Genomic DNA, 21,757 nt, shown 5'->3' with positions numbered 1-21,757 from the left:
TATCGCGGCCGAGTTATTAGCGTTTCATTCCCTCAGGTACATCGAGCTCCATATCACTCATAAGGGCGTCGAGCTCATCGATTTCAGATTCTGAGAAGTCTTCATCCATATCGGTTTCCGGAGCCTCAGCGTTTTCCGCCTTTCTTGATTGGGATTGCTCTTCCGTATTTCCTTTACTTTCAGCCGGCTTCGGCTCAAAGTTCTTTGTTGCCAAGTTCTGGAAAGTCTTTCCTTCGTTTGTTGCTCCATTGTCAGCAACCGATACGCCGAGGATGTACTCGTTCCCGTCGTTATCTTTCCCTACTTTGGTCGAGACCATAATAGGACGTACTTTATGGACGGTGACGGCGGGCTTGTCTGTCTCGGGATCTGCTTTTTCGATTACCTGCGTATACCAACTATTTACCGCATCCATGGGCGCTTTTTTGCCTTCCTCACGCGCAGGTATCTTGTCTCCATTTTTATCAAAAAGACGCATACCTTGGAGTGACTTAGGACCCATGTTAAAACGGGACCCCGGAATGATTTCTGCCTCGATTTTTGCACCGTTTTTGAAGAAATTGGCATCAATTGCCTGTACGAGGCTATCGCGTGAAAGCAGGTCAAATCCCTTTTTCATGCGATCATCGTCCAGGACATATTCACCCTTCTCTTTATCGAAGTACGTCGTCATGTGGGACGCGACGTCATACGCTTCGCCTTCATATATAAAGCGAACTCGACGAATCATTTGGGAATGAATCGGTTTATCCGTGTCGGCTTTCAAAGACTGCACGAGTGCATCTTTCAGTTCATCAAGTGAACCTACACTTACTAATTCAGCGTTTTCAGTGCGGTACAAATCTACATAAGCGTAATTCCGCTCTCTTCCACTTCGCACAACCAATCGTCCCATACCCTGTTGCGCGATACGCATACCTGAACCGGGTCCAGCTTTGTCGAAGTTTTTAATGAACTGAGAGATGGTTTTCCCGCTCTCATGCTGCAGCGTATTGAAGTATTGCGCTTCATAGCATTTGTATTCTTTGTCATTCACGGTTTCTCGCGTAAGGAAATCACACTTTTCAAGCTCAACAATACCGCCCGGGTGGATCCGATGCTCATGACGCTCATCCATCACTTCAGAGGGTGAAGCCTCTTTCGCTTTCAGACCTTTTTCACTGAGACGCACCATCACTGGGTCGCCGTGCAGTTTGTTTTGAGTAATTCGTTGGCCTACAAAGTAGTCATGGCCATCCAGGTTGATCGTGCCTGCAGCTTGCATAACAATGCGTTGCGGCCCCCCCCCACTGAATGTTTTTTGGGCTTGTTGTTTGTGTGCATCTTTTAACGCCTGCTTTGGGTCGAAGCTCATGGTCACTCTCCAGAGTTATGCAAAAATAATATATTTTGTGCTACATATAATCGCAAAGGGCTAGAAAATATGCAAGCATTGACCTACAATTTTATGCACAAACGCTAACTAATAGGCAAAGCAATGTCCGTAAATCTCAGTCAAGCTCACCGAATCATTGATGCACTTCCTCAACGAAAATTTATGAAAGAGCAAGATATCCAGAAGTGGCTGGAAAACATCATGGCCAACGAGCCGGAGCGCGTTGTCTGGCATGCCAATCGTTTACGGGGTTTTGGAGGAAGCGAAATCGGGGTGCTGGTGGCTGACATGCGCAACCGAAAAGCATCATCTCTGGATACTTCGTATCACACATTCAAATCAGCCAGAGAAATAATACAGGAAAAACTTTGTATCACGCCGCCGACCCGTGATGAGGATGACAACTCTGACGACATAAAGCGCGGCATTATTGGTGAGCCTTGGCTGATTGAAAGATTGCTTGAACAACTGAATCAAGAGACTGAGGAAACAGTAACTGTAGATCACGACACGATGAACGCTATGAAAGGTACAGTCGTCAATAGCGAACATCCTTGGTTGGTAGGAAATATCGATCTATCGCTAATCTGTGGCAATACCAGGTTGCTTACCGATATTAAATGGCCGCGAGCTGGAAGCGCCGCTATAAACTCACGCGTTATCCCATTCACATATGCTTGCCAGTTCGAACAATATCGGCTTGTAGCAAAATCTCTACCGGTCCCTGTAGACTTCAATAACGCCATCTTGGCCAGCTTTGATTCAGATGAGTTTCGATTTCATTTAGGCGCGGTACCACATGACGCGGAACTGAGCGCTGACATCCTCAAAGCCGGTGACTACTTTTGGAATAACTTTGTATTAAAAGGCAAGCTGCCTGACTTCGTTCCGAGCAAGACACCGTCGATGTCTGTTGATGAGTTCGACCCAAGTATAAAGCAAGGCCTCGACCAGCTTCATTCTTTGAAAGTGCTACAACGCGAATTAGGCAACCAAATTGAATCGCTTGAGCACGAAATGTCTGAGCGCATGCTTAAAGAAAAAATTGTTGAGCCAAAAGGTAAAATCGCCGGCGCACTTGGCACCCTGACAATCAAATCTAAATGCCAATACGATAATCAGAAAATGATCGGGATTGCCAGGAGGAACAAACTGGAGTTCGACATCGAATCTCCAGAGTGGCAAAAAAATCTTCATGGCCAGTTCTTAGAGCTTGATTCAGTTTCTGCCAACGAAATAATGGAAGCCACAAAGCCGAAATTTAATTTCACATTTCCGTTGTCGAGAGCTAAGAAAGGCGTGGTTGCTGAAACGATTCATGACCTCAAAGACGTAGCGAGTGATCTCACAACGAAGTTTGTCGATACTGCTGTGGCTTTTATCAACAGGGAGAACCGTCAGGATGAGTTGTCAGAAGCCCGGGACAAGTCGGTCTCTTACGCCGAGTCTAAACTGGAAAAATCGCCTAACGGTTTAAAACGCAAAATCCCTGCTACCCAGAAAGCTGACACTAATTCAGCTGAAATTTCTTCAAAATCCGCCTCTCCAACGGCTACAAACGCACAGGAAACTGAAGAGTATGATGATTCATACGAGTCGACTTTATCTATTCTCTAAGGATATGTTAAATTTCACACTGGTATGCACAAAGCATATACTCATTTCATAACGCAGAGGTAACTTTGAATGAGCAACACCGTCCCCTATGCACCGAGCTTCATGCCGCAGAGTGTGGCTAGCACTGATGACAACGGATTAGTTACTGATCAAAAGATGATTGATCACATGATGTTAGAGGCTAGGGTATCAAGAGAGCAGGCGTTGATTATGCTGAACTGTCTATATCAGTCATTTCAGCATAATTTGCTCATTGCCGGGAAAGCACAATTGAAAGATTTGTTAGCAGTCAATTTAGATGCTGAACATTTCCGACCCTCCCATGACATTATTACCAGTGCAGGCGTGAACCGCACTTACAAAGCAAAAAAGCCGAAAGTGAAGCTTCGGACAACACCATCACAAAAACTGATCACCAAAGTAATTGAAGTCCGGAAGTTGAAGCAACCTGTTACTTCCGTGAAAAAAGAGCCGGCTTAGCATTGAAGCCATACTGAATCTCGTGCGCCAAGTTCGACTCTCAGAAGTGATTGATGTGTTTCATATTTGTCTCAATTTAGTCTGAAGGTGAAGGCCAATCGCTTTTTTGCTCTCGCTTTTTCATATGAAAGCCGATGACAGCAATGATGCCTCCAACTATTGTTAACATAATCAGATACCCAAAGACACGCAAATACTGGGTCTAAAGGAAAACGACGGGCAACGCAAATGAAATCCAAGTCTAATGCGGTTATAGAGTAGTACTGAAGAATGAAACGTCGTAGGTTATCTTTGTAGCGTAAAATGATAAAGTTTCCCTAAAATTATCACTTTCTATGTAGCGAATTTTTATAGCTAACTCAATTTCCAATCAGGCTACTCAATAAACCCACAGTTCTTAGGAAGCCTTTTCACACCTTAGCGAAAGAGAAAACATGTCAAATTCAGATATTAAATTACGTGATCACGTAGCGGAAACAATGTTCAACTTCAGTCAGTCGTCTGCCGAATATAACAGCGATGTGAACTCCAACATGATGCTATTGGCGCTTTCCATTCTTGGAGCATTAAAGGTGGACGATACAGACGTCTACGAAGCGGCTATGGAGCAGTTAGGTGAGCGCGAGAACCAGAGACCTGGTGGCGCTCTAAAACGTCATTGAGACCTCATATGCATGCTTTTGAGCGCCGAAACCTAGCAGAGAAGCCTCGGCGCCACTCATTATTGCTACATTGATGGACCAGGATAAGAGTCGTCAATATATCAGATTGAACGTCTTCACATGGTTTGCTACGCATCATTTCAAACACACAGGGTTGCTTGGCTTGTAGATTAGCCGCTGACGAAAAACAAATTAGCGCTAGGTTTGATAATCGCGAGCCTATTTCTCTTGTTGTTTTACCAATGTAGAGCACTTTTCAGTCACGGTTTTTCTTCAAAATCGATGGTCGATATGGCTGATTTTATCGCATCAGGAACAGCAAACATAAAATCAATACCAAAATATTTTTCATCGTAATCAAAAACCCCGCCATTAGCGGAAAAACCTTCTAACCACGGCGGTAGCATATCATCTTGTGTAAGATCAATAATTTCCCTGAGCTGCAATTCTGTGTAAGTTTCGTGAACATCATCAAAAACAATTTCCACCCAGCCCTTGTGATGTATAGTGGGCTGAATTACTCTGCTAAAGATCCTTACTTCACTAATTGCCATTACAGTCATCGCTTCCCACCAGGTTAATTACTTACTTCGCTACAATTTAAATCTTTCTCAGTGGCAGATGTTTGTGGAAGTTCAATCTCACCCAAAGCGGATTCTCTCTTACTAATTTTGTCAATAACATAGGTAACTCGGTAACAGCTACCGTCTTCTCGCTGATAAAGTTCCGTCCCAGATTTAGCAACAGAGGTCTTTACCGTAGTGACGATCTCAGAAACATATTCTGTTTTTTCAATATTCGAGGACAGTAGCTTAGGCTCTGCATGGGCAACGCCAGAAAAAACAGCCAATGTGAGTAATAGATTTTTAGTTTTCATAATGTTTCCTTATTTTTTGCGAAATATTGTTTGCGAAAAGTGCCTACCACTCTCCCCTTTTTGATTAGCGGAAGTTGAAAAGCCAGTTCTTCATCCGTTTTGCTAATTGCGTACTTCCCCTCTAACTAATTATCGTAGATTGAATGACAGTAGCCCTCTAACTTTTTAGAGTTCTCGCCGTAATCGCTATCATCTGTGCTACGTCCATTCACTATCTTGAAAACATCTTGCGCTAATGTGTAACAATCGGTGTGAAACTTAGTTGGTTCCTCGCCTTCGCCCTCTAACAACCAAATGCGCCAAAAGACCTCTTCTCCATAATGGCCGGTTGCCTCATCGACTTCACCAGGGGCCAGCTTATAACCACCTAATATGACGTTATTGGCTACTGCTATTGAGGAACACAACGATTCAAAGTCAGCCGTTTCAACTTTAACCACTCTCCCCAACTCATACTCTTCCATGAACATATTCTGATAGTGTCTATCGAGAAGAGGCCAGAGGTAACTTTGAGTTGGCAAGATGCTTAGTGGGCGGCAATAATCTGCTAGCTTACGCACAAGTGTCCTTCCAAAGTCCCACTGCACCCAATATGGATTACTCTCTTCATCAAAGATAGGTGCTCTTTCAGGGCGACCGTACAGTTCATTGTGGATTTTTGTGGACGAAGATATACAAGCTAATTTCAAGAGTAATTTGAAATACGCATCATCAAAACTAAGACACTCTTCAGAAAACATAATTATTCCAATCTAGCTTGCTCGTTTCTCGCAGTCGTCAATATGCTCGTTAATAAAGTTAGCCAGGTTGCTATCGTCATCTGTAATAACAGAATCCGATACAACCCCTAAGCTCGCAAATTCAGCTCTGTAGAAGGCATAATCATCTGTATAGGCTGATATCATGCCTTCATTTCCTGCATGAGTTAGAACCCTGTATGCATGCTTTTTAGCGCCAAAACCTCGCAGAGAGGCCTCAGTGCCGCTCATTATTGCTACATTGATGGACCAGGATAAGAATCGTCGTCAATATCATCAACTTCAACGTCTCCAGATGGTTTGTTACGCATCATCTCAAACACACAGGGTTGCTTGGCCGTTTTGTCCAGCGTCTCTTGTATTTCTTCTTCGCTCATAGGAGTGTTTTCTTTCATAATTTACTGCCTTTTTTCTGCTATTACATCGAATACCAATGTTTACACATGGTATATACTTTTTGCAAGATTAGAGGTGAATTCCTATATCCAATTGGTACTAATAATTTTTTTGACCATTTAATATAGACGGAAGACACCAGAGCAGAGAGGATTTGAATAAAATCCGCATAATCGCCGCATAAATGAATAATATATAAAATTTATCGGGACCAATATCAGCCTAAAATGCATATTTATTCCTTCTTGCGAAGCCCTCAAAGCCTAGTTCTTTTTGACCTTGAGAAGGTCTGAGGTCATTCTGTCCAAAAGCTGTCGTTCCAGTATGTCCAGCAAAGTCTCGTCCGCTTCATCTTCATTTAGATTTTTGAACGATTCGTCCTTCTTCTCTTGGGCAAGGAACCACTTTGCTGCCGTTCCATCTGGAAAGATCGTGGACAGCAGGTTTCTGGCATCCACGTCGCCAAGCTTTGAGGTGAGTCTGTCTCTGAGAGGCATATCCCGTTTCTCAGTAGTATAGGACCAGAGCTCTTTCGGGCCTTTGGGAAATCTAAAGACCTGTTCGACGGTACCGTCTTTCAGAACTGCTCTGTGTAAAAAGCTACTCCCGCCTTTCCTTGGCCCGTAGATTAGCCGCTGACGAAAAACAAATTTCGACTCGCTGCTCAGTCCAATAATGTCATCAAGCTCTTTAACGTACTTTGAGGGTAAATCACCCAAAACGAATAAATTAGTAGCCTGCTGTAGAAGAGGTCCAAAATCTCTGGGCTCGTGTGAAATCACACAAATACTGGTATTCCATTTTGGCCCTTCTTTAACATCAAAGTTAAGCTGGTCCCGGAAAGGTTTACAACCATTAGTAGTGTGAAGTTCATCGAAGGTGACGCGCTTAGGAGTAGCCCGAATGCTCAGTATTCGTTTCTCCTGATATGCCCTGTAGCGCTTATCGAAACGTGGGATATGATCTTCGTTTAAAACGAAGTCTTTGCAACCGATAAACCGTGCCAACAGCATAAAAATACCAGTTTGTACTATCCCTTCATCATTCGAGGTATCAACCATAGGCTTTACGTCGACAATCTTAATTCTGGCAGAGTCAAAATCTCTTGAAGACGGCCTATGGAACATACTGTAACGATTAATGGCCTCTTTAATTTTGAGGGCAAAGTAGTCCGGCAACAGCATCGACCCAACAGCGGGTATTTCACCGTAATCACGGTTGATAACGTCGCTATTCGCCGATGTTTCTCTGAAATCTCCGAGCAGAGGCATTGCCAGTGTATGGCAACGTTTTGACGCCTGAAGCTCGCCGATATCAAAAAGCCTATCCCTCAGCTCAAAGTATTTAGTGTATTCATCTATCTCAATGTCAGCTCCCGATGCGATTAAACGCTCAACAGCTTCATCAATGATAGGATCCACTCTCGGTACATAGGAGTTGGCAGTGCGGTAATCGAACTTTGACCGATAGGTCTCATCAATCACAGCCATAACCATCCCGCTTAAATTACTCGGTACAGATTTACTTGATGGGTCAGTACAAATCATCAGGAGAAAGTTAGCCAGGAACCCCTTCTCTTCTGGCAGTGGTACGTTGAGCCCAAACTGAATGTCGGCCGGGTTAATATAATCACCGCCCATTTTTAGCTTCGTCATTTCCACCAAGTGGCGCATATGAGGTGGCAAAGAGTCCTGGATAAATTTTCCATAACCCGTCGACGTGGGGCCGACATCTACGAAGGTTTCATAAGGTAGCTGTGTGTTACCTTTTTTTACCAAAAGAGCAAAGTTGATTGCGTTTGACAAGACTCCCTTCCCTTGCCGTGGACGAGCCAATAGCACATCGAGGTGATAATCCTGATTGTCGGCAATGGGTTCGAATGGGCAAACGACCTGGCTAGAATGCGTTCTGAATAAAAGGGAGCCAGACTGCCAATTTCTGCCTTCAGAGGTTACCGGAAGCATCATCGCCGCCGAACTAATAGGAGGAAAACCAACTGTAGAGGGGCTATCGAATTTCAACCCCGGTATCGTGGCTGCAAACGTTTCATAGGGGTCGCCAAGATCTGCTTTCGCAAAGCACCCTTCCCATTTCTGGACTGAAGACAACAGCTTTTCTCTGTTACGGATAACCTCTTTGAGGCTTTTCCCCCAGGTTAGAAAAACAATCTGCAGACTGCAGTACAGCTCGCTATTTCCTTCCCTGGTGGAGCGCTCTTTTACAGCATCACCAAACGCTTTATTATCTGGATGGCCCCAGCGTGTAATGGCCGCCAGTACTCGCTTTGCGTCATACCAGGCGTTACGTGAATGCCCTAAAATGAAGTTGACCCGAAATGGGATGTCAGGGTCGATTTCAGTCAAGAGGCTAGAGAAAACTACGTCCTGCCTGGGGAAACTGCAAACCGTAATCGGTGACAAATAAGTTGTCCCAACTCTGAGAATTCCATCCTCAACTTCATGCGTCGGTTGTGAGCCCAACTGCTTCGACAATGCTTCTGGCGTGTAATTATTGAGGGTGTCGCCTATTGCGCCGGCATATGGCTTTGTTGCCAGATACGTTTTGTGCCAGTTAGCGCTTTTATAATTACAACTATCGTAAGGCATGTTGATGCTGAAATGCTTACCATTAGCCACAGGATCAATCATCTGTGCTATGGCCTTGGCAGAAGCGCGACATTCCATTTTTGTTATTTTGATTTTAGCTTGAGAAAAGCGTCCCTCTACCTCATCGATTTTATTGAGATGCTTGTTAATAATGCATGGCAAAAGCGTGAAGGGATTGGACGCGCCCCCGAGGTTTACCCCCAAGTCTTCGTATAAGTCAGATCTCAGGTCAAAATCCTCATCCAACACGGCTTTCGACTCTGATTTGTGATTTGTGTATAGAGCAAAATAAGATTCGTGGAATGAACCGTCCTGTCTGTTTACTTTGAGGATCTCATCGAACACATCTTCGCAGGACAACCCTAGCTTCTTTGCTGTCTGCCTATCTCGATGCATGAGGGATTCGATTTCAGCATCTACTTTGCCTTTGTCTCTTGAATAGGACCACGATACTTTATGAGCGGGATCCTTTAAGAGTAACTTTAGGAGTCGCTGTATTTCAAGGAAGCCCCCTCCTGCGGAGTCTTCTATAGGCATATTGAGCATGCCATCAACCTTGAAGATAGTGACTAACGCACCATGTGCAGTTACAAACGTGTATTTATCAATGGGCATTTCCAGATCTATATAGTTGGATATTGCCTTTCTACTAACGGACGCAGCAAATTGCATGAAAGCTTTATGAAACCCCATTACCTAACCTCTTTCATCAACTGTTGAAGCTTGTGCATATGCTCGTCTGGATGCGACTCCATTACCCGATCAATCTTTTCAATAATCTCAAGCCCACCTGAAGCTCTCAAAGCCCCTTCCATAGAAGAGGACTTTCTCATTTTCGGTAGTGGTTGTTTTGCACTGGCAAAGCCAATAAATGTATCGTTAGACAATTGTTGATAACCTCACATCTTGTTCGCCGTCGCTCGCCCCTTCGCCGAGCTCTTCATCAAGCATGTTTGCATTTAGTAACCACATCGGCGGCGTTAGCCCCTGACGAAGACATTCTTCTGCAACAAATTTCAGCTGATGGTCTTCAATTGCCACGTTGACCGCCCCCATCGCAAAGCTCGTGACACAAATATCGCGCTGATGGAGAGCGAAAGCAGTTTTGAAAAGTAGGATACGGTCCCATGCTTTTAAAAACACGGCACGGGGAGAATATGCTGTACCGCCTCCAGGCTTTTTAGTGCCGCTACTTAGTGCTGAAATATGAGCTTCAGCAACCAGCCCCAAGGAGTAACTAACGTCACCGACTGCACTTTGCTCTTTCCAGCCATAGTGAACATCTTCATAAGATTGATACCGGCTTCCCACAATCATGCTTTTAACAGTAACTTCACTGATTGTGCTGAGAAATGCAGCCTCTTGGATTGGTACCCAGTCTCTGCGATCTGTGCCATTGGTATGGCCTAACAACTCTGCACACGCTTTGTCTACATTTCTCACTGATACCTTACAAAGAGCTGGCTTATCTCCGCCAAACTCTTTCAAAAACTTGTAAACAGCTGAATCTTCACCTGAGCGCGGCCCTTTACCTCTATCCGGCAGCTGCCCCTTGTAAACGGTCCACGGGCCAATAGGAATGGGAAATTTGGATAAAAGTCGAGCAAAGGTTGCTCGAGCAAACCTCAGCTTAGCGTTTCTAGATGCTCTCATGTTGTTGGTGTAGCATCTTTGCAGCGGCAAATACGCCTCACCAAATGCTTCATCTATTTTCGGTGTTCCAAAAGAAGCTGCTTCACCTCTCGGGAAAAGAGTCTCGTAAATACTCTCCTTGAGTGTTTTCCCTACTCTTTCGAAACCGTAGGTCTCCATTGCTAAGCGAACGGATCTGTCCACGAACTCACTCAGAGTATTTAAGCAGGATGCCGGGTCTTCGAAAATAGGAAGATCCAGGTCCTGACAGATAATGGATAGCTCTTCCCTCAAGAAGTTTGAACAGCGAAGACGCGGCTCTCTTGAAGCATTAATATTGAAGATCTGCTGCCAATCCAGGTTGCTGACAAACACTCCATCGGATTCAAGTGAAGAAAGATGATTAATTCTTCTCGGCCTTTCTCCAGCCAAAGAAGCCCATCCTGTTGCGGGGCGTTCCGGGTCATCAAAAATGACAACACCAAACTTAGTATCACTGCTCATCATCAGTTAACCTTGGGAAAGACAACCCATCCCCTTCCTCTGCGGTAGCCTTAAGCCATTGCTCGTAAATCTCTGGCTGCGTTTCTCGCATTACCTCTTCCCATTTATTCAAAGAAATTGGTTTGTAGGCCTCAGACTTCCACTTTTGGGCACGCTTTTCGTAAGCACTTAAGTCCGGGAGATATCGAGCATCACGCAGGAACTGAGGTGACTTCTTGTAAGCCGAATCCGGCATTAACGATAGAAAATTGGTCAACTGGTGGCTCGACGTAACCCCCAGAGTTTCGCAGATTGCTTTTTCCCGCGTGGAAAGAAGACTGTATTCAACCCGGACACAGTTTTTTATTGAGTTGATAGTAGTCTTAAGGTTACGAGAATGACCGTCAATGCTTTCAGATATCACATTGAGATAACTGTGCACGAAGTTATTTATCGCACTCTGAGACAGCTCTGGAAGATGAATTATCTTGCCAAGCCCGGAAGTAACTGAATAGCTGAGCCTATTTGCCTCAAAGCACATGCAGCATACGGTTTTAAATTTCGTTTTGGTGCGATTTTCATAAACCCGTGAGTCAGTCAGCACTGCATTATCATTGAAAGGCAAAAGACGCATAAAATACCGACTTTTAAACCCACAAAGCTTACAAGTGTACTTATCAACCGCAAACTGCTGCTTCGCCAACTCTGCGAATTGACGCTGCCGCAGTTCTGCGGCAACGTCAAAGCTCACTCCACGTAAAACGTTCACGGACTTGACCGTTATTCAACGCTAACTGGCGTAAATGTATTGTCGTCAGAGATATCTGAACCGAATACTGTCACCATGCCTGACCCGATCAAGTATGAACCATAAGACAATGCAACTGCGGCTGCAAAATACAGAACAAGCTCTTTGGGAGTGACCTGTTCCCTTTGGTTTTCTTGCCCGGCTTCTTTCAGTTTAGTACCGAACTGATACATGCACACAAGTGCTCCAATCGCCATAACAGCGAGAACTAAATACGAAAAAACGCCTATCGCATTTACAAGGTTATTCGACATGTCGGTTAGGCTGACAATTCCGGATGACTCCCCGCCTTCTTGGGCCAGAGCAGTGGCTGGGACAACGGCTGTCAAAATGACCAGTGGTGAAATGAACTTCTTCATTGTAGTTTCCTTCTTAGGTGGTTGAGCCAGCCAACATGGCTGACAATACATCAAAAAACGGTATAAAATTGAACACAGAAGCAGTTTTGGCTGGATTCCAAAGCACCACTGCGGAAAGTGTTTTCGTTATAGCTGAGGTGAGAGCCCCTTTTTCTGACCCGTCGTTCCGCCCAGCATCTATTAGTTTTTGGATTGCGCCATAAGCGAACACCAAAGCAATGAGTTGAAATGAAGCTTTAAGCATTAGTGCCGTTAGCTCAGCATCTTCTGACTGAGATATCTCCTCCGGCGAGTAAGAGAAAACAGGCGCTTCCTGGAAAGCTGATTCTTCGTAGAGCGTGGCGTACGAGGCGCTAAGAAAGGTAGTAAAACCTCCGAACAACACTGCCCCTAGAAAGCTAGTCATTACCTCTTTTGGGGTTTTAGGGCGTTCATACATGCCGCCTCCGGTCTTTCCAAGAGAGGCAAGTCCGAAACCAAACGCAGCTATGTAATACAGTGATGCGAGCGCCGCAACTGCCAGTACTACCCAGGAAATCTGCGAAAGGAATACGACAAAACCTGCTAGGCTACCTGTTTCCACGTTCAGTTAATCTCTTTACATGAAGCATTGGTGGGTTCGTATTTCTCTCCGCTTTCAAGGTAGAGGCAGCCCCACGGCCCTACTCTCTCCACCCGGCCATAACCACGGAGCACAGAACCATTCCAGATGACCTGTTCGTCGTCTGTACCATCGACAACTACCTTTGCCTTGCCTTCTACTGCTGTCACCATAGTGAGCGGCCTCCGAGGCTCTGCGGCCTTCGTTTTCTTGAGAGTAGCTAACTCACTCTCCAGACTTTTCACCTGCGCTTGCAGTTGTCCGATTTTCCCCTCAAGGTATTCTTCTGATTCGTCAAGACCAGCGACAATTGCTGCTTTAATAACTTCGAGATTTTCTTTGGTTAATTGCTGATTCTCAGCACTTTGTGATACTGATAGTGAGTTAAGATATTCATTCTGCTCGCTCAGCACGGCAGATAATTCGTTTATCCTGTCACGCATCGGCTCTAGGAAAGCGAGCACCTCCTCCTCAGTCATTCCTTCAACGATAGTGGTGGCAGAAGGTGTTTTTGTAGTCTCTCTTGCCGTATCAGCGCTACTTGAATCAGTTCGCTTATCCGCGATTAGTTCAGCATTACTTTGTCTTGCAGAGCTATTGGCCCCCTTCACTTCAAGATCCGAAAATGAAGGTTGAGAAGACTTTTCTTGTTTAGGAGATGGGAGTATTGCTGCGAAGCCAATTGACAGAACAGTGATCCCGACACCTACGAATATGAGTAGACCTCTATTCTTTTTTAGCCACGATTCACGCTGTTGGGCACCGTCATTCTCATCAGAGTATTCAGTCTCAGTTTCACGAATTCGCTCGTCACTAGCATCGCCCTGATTGACCTCCTCATCTACATCATCATCTCCGTCAAAGAGATTTTCATCGGTTTCTATCTCTAAGCCCTCATCTTCGACGGCACCATCATCAGACTCTTTACTGTGAAAGTCTTCGTCAGCAGTCAGGTTGTCAAAATCGGTAAATTCTTCACTAGGCCCTGATTTCATAATTGCCTCTGTCAGTACACATATTTCTTATTTAAAGGAGGGAGCCAGGAGTGCTTTGGATTCTCCAGAATCATCAGCCCCACTAGCTTGTTAGTCTTTAAGATGTGGTTATCTTTTGTATTAGCGACCTTGTTAAAAAGGTAGTCTTCACCACGATCACCCACACCACCGAAAGCTGATATAGCGATGTTTTCTTTATTCAATTCCACACTTGAGACGATATTTTCATCACCAGTGCTAACCGTGGTACCGACCCGTTTGGCCAGAGTGTTGATACCCGACAGCGCTCCTCCTGTAACTATGTATGCAAGCCTCTGTAGTTCTCGCGATTCAAAGTCATCCATGAGTATTGCATTACTACTGTCATCCGGCGTTACTGCCACTGCACTAAATGACCCGCTATTGCTGCCGTACGTAAGTGTTTGCGTCGTTATAACGAATCCCTGCCCTTCAACTAGTTCGGGCTTCGCGAGAAATATCGCATCGTTAACCCAAGAGTCAGGGCCTTCGACAGGGCGGAGTCGAATAAATGGTGTTTGCGTATCAGATTCAACATACCCATCAATTCTTGCGAGAATTTTTCTACCAGGTAGAAAGACATCTCCGCTGTAATTGGATTCATCAACCGACTCTTGGTCGGGAGCTGGAAGTTTGTCGTTATCTGCCGACTCTGAGTCCGTTTTAGGCTTGCTAAGGTCAAATGTAACCGTGGTGCCCATCTGTACAGATTTGCTTTCTAGAGCTTCGGTATCTTGCTGGCTTATCAGAGACATCCAGGACTGCATAAGTTCAGGGTCTCGTAACAATCCGCGTACGGTGCCTTTTGTAGTGTCAGGATTGGTACTCTGGCTATCTACTGCCCCTAAGAACAATTCCTCAGGCTCAGTCTGTTTGTCATCCTCCAGGGCTAAATCAGTTTGAATTGGCGTGTCTGTTGGCTCATGCGGCTTTGGCTCGGGCTTCGGCTCTTCTGGCTTAGCGTTCAACTGAGTAATATCAGTTTTTACCGATTTTATGAAATCATCCCGTCGTTCATTCAGCGCTTCTTCTTTATCGCTGAATCGGTCAAATGATACGTCTTCGTTGTCTCGTGAATTACGTCGGCTGGTTACTATTTCACTAGCCAGCTGCTGCGGGATTCTTTCCCCTTGAGAAACATTCGCACTTTTGGATCTTGCCTTACTTCTGACTCCACTATCGCTGGGTTCACTCCCGCCGTCACTCGACGGTGATAAGATAAAGATCAGAACAACGATTATCACAACGAGTGAACCAAAACCGGTGTAATAGCTTGTCTTAGCCTCATCAGGAAGATTTTTAAAACCTTGCTTGGCGTTTTTCAATGAATTGAGAATACCCACACTAGCCATTGATGACGTCCTCAAGCATTAATTCAAAGGACACTAACTCGCCTTCGTGCGTGAAAGTCAAAATATCGAGCATTGACTCAGGGGCTACCTTATAAACCCGGTAACCTCCCGATCCAAACTCTACCTCTTCATACGGCACATTTATTTCGAAGCGAGTAACTACAAAGTAGTCCCCGTTATATCGATATACGTCGACCCCTTCTCCTCGCACCGGGACAACAATTGACTCACCTGGTGGGTCGACAAGAAAGCTTCTTAGCTCTCCCGTTCCTAGAGAAGGTATTGTGTTTTTTGCAATTGGCCTGGCTTGCACGGAGGGAGAAGAAGCCATTATTTTGTAGGTTTTGACCCTATCTACCGCTAGTTCACCGGAAGCAACTTCAATTAATATAGGATGAGGGTAGCCGGACAAATAGACTAATAGGTTTCCCTGTTGATAGTCCTCTTCTGCTCTTATGACAAAGTGATTCCGACTTTGTTTATCGTCCTTATTTATATCGCTATCGCCTAAAATAGTGAAGTTGTTGTTGGACGGCTTAACTGTAGCAACATCCCATGGTTGGCCTGCGGCATCTATAAAATTCACCGTGGTAAATTTAAAAGGTTCGAGCATTATTCCACTTGGGACTCTTTGCTTGCCGTAAGATAAAGGAATTAGCGCGTCGCTTTTATTTTCACTATATGCCTTTACCGGAGTTGCGTTCGCTTTGCGAGTTCGCTCAAGCAATACCTTCTTTGCATATATCCATTCAGGTTTTTGCGGATTTGTTTCGAGCAAAAAAGACAAGATCATCTCTGGAGTCATTTCCGGCAACACATCGGGATCCAGCAAAATATCGACGTCAGAGGGCACCTCACCTGCAGGACTCTCACTCTTGTCAGAGGCCTGTGCATCGAGAGAAACAATGATAGTGAATAAAAGGAATATTGCGGCTCTCATTACGCTTCCTCGTATTTGTATATTTTGACGCCTTTGTGAAATTCTTGCTGTGAAACACGAATAATCTGCAGTTTGATTAGAAACCGAAATGTCCGGCTTTCACGGTCCTGGTCATAGCGTGTTATCAATAGCGGAATTTCAATACGATAAGCCTTTCTTCCATCAACCACGCCTTCAGCAGTAATAATTCCAGCTCCATCTAGGCTAGCCTCAAATGACTGTTCGTAGGTCCTGATATCTTGCAAGACGTTTTTTTGGAAATTCCGCATAAAAGAATTGCCAGCTTCACCAGTGAAGCAGCGAGGAACGACCTTATTTAGGTGCTGGATAGCGGTATAAAATGTGTATGAATTAAGCTCAAGAACGCAATCTTCGGCCCATGTAGTTAATTGGCGCGCACTAAGTACATTCTGGTCCAAGGGCGTTAGCTCAATGAAACGTCCATCTTCTTGCAAACCAAGGACCGTTGGTTGCTGCTCGGGCTTTGCGATCAGAACTATCAAAGCAACAACCAGTAGCATATTCAGGGCCATTGACAGCTTTGTCACAGACACGGTAGCGCTAAACGAATTTTTATAGATAAGTGTTCGCATGTACTGGGAAAATAGCAACTCGGTAGCTTGGCCGGCTAAACCAGGCTTCTTTTTGCTTGGAGCTGGCTTTTCACTGCGCGGGGCTCTTTTCGCTCTGGACTGTCTAGTGATTTCTTTTTCTGCCATTTGGGTTCTATCTCACATTACAGATGATGCACAACACATAACTCTCGTGCATAGTCGCCGCAATCTTATCACTATGTTATGCTTTGTGTATACCTTTTGATTCAATAATGAAAATCATGTCGAACATAAATTTTTCCAACTTTGATATCCGCTCATTAGTAGGACCACAGTCTCATCAAGAATCATTTGACTGTGACTTTCACGTAGATGCCGGTTCTGCAACAATTCAAGATAACCACTATTGCTGCAGTGCATGCGGTGTGAAATTCGATGGGGCAATGTATTTAGCGCAGCGTGACAACCTATCTTTAAGCGAATCCGTAGCTCTCATAAGTCGCATGCAGAAAACGAAGATACCGACGGAAGTGCTCCCAGATCTGAAAGACAAATTAAAACTTTACAAGATAAATCAAAGCGTTAATGAATTACTTCGCGAACACTTACAAAAAGACAATAAATGGGCGGCTAACGCCAGGGACTATGTTTTCAAGAGCAGAGAGTTGCGCAGTGATATCGTTGAACACGCAGGGATTGGTTTTTTTCCCGGCTCTAAGCAGTTTATTGACAATTTAGTTCGTGATTTTGATGCTGAGCTATTGGAGAACCTCGGTCTAATTACCAAGTCTAAGAGAGACAAAGGCTATTTTAGTTTATTCTCGAATAGACTTATGTTCCCGATTAAGAATAAGTATGGCCAAATCTGTGCATTTGGTGGAAGACAACTGGAAGGTGACAGGGCCAAATACATCAACTCATCTAATTCGTTAATTTTCCAAAAGAGAAATAGCCTCTACACAGTCCCCTCCCCTACTGTAGAAAAAACAAAGAAAGAAGTTGCTGTTGTAGTTGAAGGATACATGGATGTGATCTCTGGTACCCAGCGAGCGGATAGATTTGACTATTTTGCCGGCCTTGGCACTGCTCTGAACCCAGGCCAAGTCAGACATATCCTGCGCTCATATGACGAGGTAATTATTTGCAAGGATGGAGATAAAGCGGGAGTCAATTCAACTCTCGACTTTATTAAAAGTCACAACTCTGTGATCGAGAATAATAGAGTTAGTTACATAGCTTTGCCTGATAATATGGATCCAGATGAATTTCTAAGGAACAAAGGGCAATCTGCCTTTTACTCTATTATGGAATCGGCTTTAAGCGCTAAGGATTTTGTAGCAAGCCATGCACTTCGAAGCGCCTCAAAAAATTCAGTAGATGACCTTGTAGAGGCCGAAGCGCTTGATTCGTTTGGGATACATCCTTAGGCGTTCAACTGTTGAACGCCCCTTTATTGCGATTTGAGACCAACATCGACAACTGAGCCCTCCCCCCATCAGAGCAACCTTCTATAGAGAAAATCCATCGGGTTTTCTCGCTAATCTCAGCCATGCAAACTAATGCATATAATAGTCCCTAACAAAATCTGCCCTGTTATGAACGATCTTAATACTTTAATAGGGAATGGGCGATATAAAGCGGTAATTACAAACTCTGTTGGAGTCCTCAAGTGAAGTCATAAAAAAACGTTGCACTCACGTGTTCAACCGTTGAACAGTGCACATGAGCATTAGTTTTTCTATTTACATTCCATCAGACCTAAATAAACGGGAGAGTCAGATTAAAAAGGGAGATCTAAGCAAACTTAGACATTTGAACATTGCAAAATAAAGCGGTTTATTTCGAAGTTATGCAAACCGCTTAAAATCTTGTATGCAAATAAAATAGGAAAGAGTAGTACACATTAAGCGTTCAACGGTTGAACACCACTGACGCGAGGATATAGACAGTCAAGCGAATTTGATTAGCAATAACACGCGTTTCAAAGCTAATAATAGTAGGTTTGTGAAAGCGAGCGTTCAACGGTTGAACACCGCCATCGGGTGGCATATTGTCAGCAAAGCCAAGGGGGCAAGAATTAACACGAGCTTCTCACCATATATTAATAAGTTTAAGCAAGCGAACGTTCAACGGTTGAACATCGATACTTGAATGTTTTGAGAAGTAGAAACGGTAGTATGATGAAGATTGGCCGTGCTAAAGATAGCTGATAAACAAGTGTTCAACGGTTGAACAGGGTTCGAGAGCTCTGGTGGGGAGAGAAAAGGGGCTTTGAGCGCCCCTTATATGAATTTCAATCAGAGGGTATTGAGGAACTCCAGGAGCTTATGTCGCTTAGCTTCGTCTAAATACCTATCCTTAATTGTAATAACAGGTCCTGACTTGGTGATCTTTACGGAGCCAACTTTTCCTCCGTCGCCAAGCTTTCCTTCTTGGAAAGGCCCAGTATACGAAGTGACATTCGCATCATTATCGTTTATTAGCACACCTTTAATGATGTCTTCAACGACCGCTATTTGTCTCTGCAACTCCTTACTATCGGTGGAAAATTCAGGAACAGCTTCATGTATCAGTATCTGAGCTTCAGATATGACGCTTTGATCGATTACATTTGGACCGCCTAACCTTTGAATGTCACGCATAAACTTTTGCTTTATGCAGTCTAAAGATGGGAAGAGCTTGAAAAATCCATCATCATAATCTTGAAGTTTAAGTCCCTCAGTGACCGTACCCAGCGAAACCTTGAATTTCTTTGCCAGTTCCCTGTGAGAAAGCTTTTTCTCTACTGCTAAACTATTCTGAAAACGGCAAATTTTAAAAGCTATGTCGCAGAAAGAAGGCGTCATGTATATGTCAGATGTCTGAGCCAGCTGTGTCATCTCATCGTCGGTCAGATCATCAAAAATAAATATGACTAAATCGGCATCAGCCACCTCAACGGCTTTAGCGCGACGAAGACCCATAATTATAAGAATCTTATCGTCTCTACGAACACCTATGGCCGCATGGGAGTTTTTACCAGACTCTTTGATGGACGGCAAAATATCCCTTACAGAGAATTCCGTCAGCATCTTGTACGAACGGTAATTGAAGTCATAGTCATGTATTTTGCCGGTTAGTTCCCTGCCAGGAATCACTTCACACTTGTAGTTAAGATCCCTTCCATCGATAGGGGAGGGGAGTGTGAAGTTCTGGCCGACTGCAGACTCATCTACCTTGTCTTCAAGCAGTTCACTCAAGCCACGAGCTTTTTTTCTATCGTATACCATAGCTTAAACTCCCGGATGAGACTTCAAGATTGAGACCAGTTCACGACAAACATTGTTAATGCAATCTTTTGCATTACTCAACTGCTTGGGGTTAACCAGATCGTCTTTGGGCCTAATATCAATAACAGTTCTGAAGTTTTGCGATGCTACTTCGAACGCTGTACTACGATCGATCACGCGTAGAAACATATTCTCAGCACCCACAGCATTTTGAATCTCAGAAACCATGACTGAGTCTCGTGAATGCTCCTGATCGACGTTATTGAGGAGTATTTTAAACCATTGTAAGTTCTTACCTTTTGATGGTAATTGTGCCAAACGCTTTGGCAATTGCTGAAAAAATGTGACTGTAGCCATCCAATCAAGATTCTTCGGCGTCACTGGTACAATTATCCCAGTAGCAGCTTCTAACGCCGACCATACAATTGGCCCCATGCTCGGAGGGCAATCAATAAATATTAGGTCATAATCATCAATAACCTGGTCAATCACCCGTTCCTTCAACAATGACATTGCAGACATGTAATCGTCTTTAAAGTGTTCAAATACAAACTGATTGAAGCGGTCGTCCAACGGAAAACTGGCAAGTATATCCATATTTGGATACTGAGTCGGTTGACAAGACATCTTCACAAGGGCTTTATGACCAACCCGCTCAACGTATTTGTGATAATCATTATAGTCTTCGTCTTTCTCGTAGTCGGCAAGCATGAGATCAACAGCGGTCAAGATATCCTTGCTTTTCTCCATGTCCGGCTGTGAAAAATTACGGTCAGAGCCTTGAGGGTCTAGATCGATCAGAAGGCATCGTTTTCTTTCTGTCATACCATAAGATAGGCCAGCAGCCATATTCACTGATACAGTAGATTTACCTGTACCACCTTTCATATTCACATCTACTATAATATGTTTAGAGCCTACAGAGTCATTCCAGCTCTTAATCTTCATATGGTCAGCGATTAAATGGCAATGCTCAAGATCAAGCAGATATCGATTGCCTTTTTGAATAATCCCTTCAAGCTCACCTGAAGCTGTCAGTTCATCCATAGCTGCATTAAGTGTTGGACGGCTCACCCCAAGAGCAGCTGCCAATTCTGACTTAGCTAAAGCCAAATTCTCATTCACGACATTTACGTCATTTTTTACAGATGCATCTAATACAGCCTGAACTCTATCACGCAAAGTTTTAGTGACTGCAGCTTTTACCTTCTCTAGCGCATTTAATATCATCTCTACCTCCTATAAGTTTCATTTTACTTTACCAGTGTAATTTTACACTCTCAACAGTATTTTCACTTATTTATGTAAAATGAATCCGTTGTGGGAATGTGTATAACTTTAGTTATGCACATATCCACATCGCGTATAGTAAGGATTTATAGAGTAAGTATTGTTATGTATCTTGGACTTATCGATCTTATATAGATCTTATGCAAAGCCAACAAAATGCGGGTAAAGCCTTTATTTACGCGGCATCTAGTTTCTTTCACTGTTAACAAAGTTAGATCTGCGGTGATCAATCTTCGAATATCGGATCATTTTCTTAGGCGTTTGGATCTTAAACTTAGGCAAAACGATCTTTTACTTAGGTCTTGCGTGAATAAAATTAGTTAATGTGTGAAGGAACCTAGTTCAATTGAGGAGTAACTAAGATTTTTCACACATAAGAGTATACTGTAATTTCTTTGAAGCCACGTTTTAACTGGGATTGAGGGGTTCTCTCACCAATCTCGTGACATTTCTTAGGTAATTCACATGATATATCTAAGAAAAATCATGCTTGATTCTGGGTTAAAAAAACAAAAAAACAAAGTTATTTCTCGTTTATTCAATTGTTTACTGGTTATTAACGATTTTTTCTTTGCACCTCTTCAACACCTAAGTATTTTCACAAATTAAGACCGGGGAAGTGTTATATATTTGTTTTATATAGCTTTTATTTACCTCAGTACTAAAGCTATTAATCGACCGCTTC

Annotated in this window: 22 protein-coding genes; 4 read left to right on the top strand and 18 right to left on the bottom strand. The window is 43.8% G+C overall.

Translation table 11 applies throughout. The annotated features are described in order from the left end of the window. Positions 1 to 16: 16 nt before the first annotated feature. Positions 17 to 1,354 (bottom strand): hypothetical protein, encoded by a 1,338-nt coding sequence (locus JKP77_RS03495; RefSeq protein WP_218309837.1) that lies wholly within the window; start codon positions 1,352 to 1,354, stop codon positions 17 to 19. Positions 1,355 to 1,537: 183 nt separating this feature from the next. Here JKP77_RS03495 and JKP77_RS03490 point away from each other — a divergent pair, with 183 nt between their 5' ends. The 3 genes from JKP77_RS03490 to JKP77_RS03480 all read left to right on the top strand — a co-directional run bounded on the left by JKP77_RS03490 (position 1,538) and on the right by JKP77_RS03480 (position 4,134). Continuing rightward, complete coding sequence (locus tag JKP77_RS03490; RefSeq protein WP_218309836.1) at positions 1,538 to 2,992, top strand: hypothetical protein; 1,455 nt, start codon at positions 1,538 to 1,540, stop codon at positions 2,990 to 2,992. A 69-nt stretch (positions 2,993 to 3,061) separates the two neighbouring features. Beyond that, a complete protein-coding gene (locus tag JKP77_RS03485) occupies positions 3,062 to 3,472 on the top strand; it encodes a hypothetical protein (protein ID WP_218309835.1) in 411 nt (136 codons plus the stop codon). Positions 3,473 to 3,906: 434 nt separating this feature from the next. Continuing rightward, entirely contained in the window at positions 3,907 to 4,134 is a 228-nt protein-coding gene (locus tag JKP77_RS03480; protein WP_218309834.1) for a hypothetical protein, read from the top strand. A 260-nt stretch (positions 4,135 to 4,394) separates the two neighbouring features. Here JKP77_RS03480 and JKP77_RS03475 read toward each other — a convergent pair whose 3' ends face one another. From JKP77_RS03475 to JKP77_RS03405, 15 genes are all read right to left on the bottom strand, one after another. Then, positions 4,395 to 4,697 (bottom strand): hypothetical protein, encoded by a 303-nt coding sequence (locus JKP77_RS03475; protein ID WP_218309833.1) that lies wholly within the window; start codon positions 4,695 to 4,697, stop codon positions 4,395 to 4,397. Positions 4,698 to 4,711: 14 nt separating this feature from the next. Beyond that, positions 4,712 to 5,011: a hypothetical protein gene (locus JKP77_RS03470; RefSeq protein WP_218309832.1), complete on the bottom strand. Its 300-nt coding sequence runs from the start codon at positions 5,009 to 5,011 to the stop codon at positions 4,712 to 4,714. A gap of 125 nt (positions 5,012 to 5,136) precedes the next feature. Continuing rightward, positions 5,137 to 5,751 (bottom strand): hypothetical protein, encoded by a 615-nt coding sequence (locus JKP77_RS03465; RefSeq protein ID WP_218309831.1) that lies wholly within the window; start codon positions 5,749 to 5,751, stop codon positions 5,137 to 5,139. A 12-nt stretch (positions 5,752 to 5,763) separates the two neighbouring features. Next, positions 5,764 to 5,916 (bottom strand): hypothetical protein, encoded by a 153-nt coding sequence (locus JKP77_RS03460; protein ID WP_218309830.1) that lies wholly within the window; start codon positions 5,914 to 5,916, stop codon positions 5,764 to 5,766. An 89-nt stretch (positions 5,917 to 6,005) separates the two neighbouring features. Further along, positions 6,006 to 6,164, bottom strand: a complete 159-nt coding sequence (locus JKP77_RS03455; RefSeq protein ID WP_218309829.1) for a hypothetical protein — start codon at positions 6,162 to 6,164, stop codon at positions 6,006 to 6,008. Between the two features lie 264 nt (positions 6,165 to 6,428). Further along, positions 6,429 to 9,464, bottom strand: a complete 3,036-nt coding sequence (locus tag JKP77_RS03450) for a VOC family protein (protein WP_218309828.1) — start codon at positions 9,462 to 9,464, stop codon at positions 6,429 to 6,431. Continuing rightward, entirely contained in the window at positions 9,464 to 9,658 is a 195-nt protein-coding gene (locus tag JKP77_RS03445) for a hypothetical protein (RefSeq protein ID WP_218309827.1), read from the bottom strand. Before JKP77_RS03445 ends, JKP77_RS03450 begins: the two co-directional genes overlap by 1 nt. Then, a complete protein-coding gene (locus tag JKP77_RS03440) occupies positions 9,651 to 10,910 on the bottom strand; it encodes a hypothetical protein (RefSeq protein ID WP_218309826.1) in 1,260 nt (419 codons plus the stop codon). Before JKP77_RS03440 ends, JKP77_RS03445 begins: the two co-directional genes overlap by 8 nt. Further along, positions 10,897 to 11,655 carry a hypothetical protein gene (locus tag JKP77_RS03435; protein WP_218309825.1) on the bottom strand — a complete coding sequence of 253 codons (759 nt, stop codon included), beginning with the start codon at positions 11,653 to 11,655 and terminating at the stop codon, positions 10,897 to 10,899. Before JKP77_RS03435 ends, JKP77_RS03440 begins: the two co-directional genes overlap by 14 nt. An 11-nt stretch (positions 11,656 to 11,666) precedes the next feature. After that, entirely contained in the window at positions 11,667 to 12,053 is a 387-nt protein-coding gene (locus JKP77_RS03430; protein ID WP_218309824.1) for a hypothetical protein, read from the bottom strand. 13 nt (positions 12,054 to 12,066) lie between these two features. Next, on the bottom strand, positions 12,067 to 12,636 hold the full coding sequence (locus tag JKP77_RS03425) for a hypothetical protein (RefSeq protein ID WP_218309823.1): 570 nt from the start codon (positions 12,634 to 12,636) through the stop codon (positions 12,067 to 12,069). A 2-nt stretch (positions 12,637 to 12,638) separates the two neighbouring features. Continuing rightward, complete coding sequence (locus JKP77_RS03420) at positions 12,639 to 13,649, bottom strand: hypothetical protein (protein ID WP_218309822.1); 1,011 nt, start codon at positions 13,647 to 13,649, stop codon at positions 12,639 to 12,641. An 11-nt stretch (positions 13,650 to 13,660) separates the two neighbouring features. Continuing rightward, entirely contained in the window at positions 13,661 to 15,019 is a 1,359-nt protein-coding gene (locus JKP77_RS03415; RefSeq protein ID WP_218309821.1) for a hypothetical protein, read from the bottom strand. Beyond that, positions 15,012 to 15,959, bottom strand: coding sequence for a DotH/IcmK family type IV secretion protein (locus JKP77_RS03410; protein WP_218309820.1), 948 nt, complete (start codon positions 15,957 to 15,959; stop codon positions 15,012 to 15,014). Before JKP77_RS03410 ends, JKP77_RS03415 begins: the two co-directional genes overlap by 8 nt. After that, complete coding sequence (locus JKP77_RS03405; protein ID WP_218309819.1) at positions 15,959 to 16,678, bottom strand: DotI/IcmL/TraM family protein; 720 nt, start codon at positions 16,676 to 16,678, stop codon at positions 15,959 to 15,961. Before JKP77_RS03405 ends, JKP77_RS03410 begins: the two co-directional genes overlap by 1 nt. 116 nt (positions 16,679 to 16,794) lie before the next feature. Here JKP77_RS03405 and JKP77_RS03400 point away from each other — a divergent pair, with 116 nt between their 5' ends. Next, positions 16,795 to 17,940 (top strand): toprim domain-containing protein, encoded by a 1,146-nt coding sequence (locus tag JKP77_RS03400; RefSeq protein WP_218309818.1) that lies wholly within the window; start codon positions 16,795 to 16,797, stop codon positions 17,938 to 17,940. A gap of 870 nt (positions 17,941 to 18,810) precedes the next feature. Here JKP77_RS03400 and JKP77_RS03395 read toward each other — a convergent pair. Then, entirely contained in the window at positions 18,811 to 19,782 is a 972-nt protein-coding gene (locus JKP77_RS03395; protein WP_218309817.1) for a hypothetical protein, read from the bottom strand. Between the two features lie 3 nt (positions 19,783 to 19,785). Next, complete coding sequence (locus tag JKP77_RS03390) at positions 19,786 to 21,012, bottom strand: AAA family ATPase (protein ID WP_218309816.1); 1,227 nt, start codon at positions 21,010 to 21,012, stop codon at positions 19,786 to 19,788. Positions 21,013 to 21,757: the final 745 nt, after the last annotated feature.

The organism is Alteromonas antoniana (assembly GCF_019249295.1).
GTDB lineage: Bacteria > Pseudomonadota > Gammaproteobacteria > Enterobacterales > Alteromonadaceae > Alteromonas > Alteromonas antoniana.
Note: the sequence above shows the minus strand (reverse complement) of the source record. Positions and strands in the feature narration are given on the sequence as shown.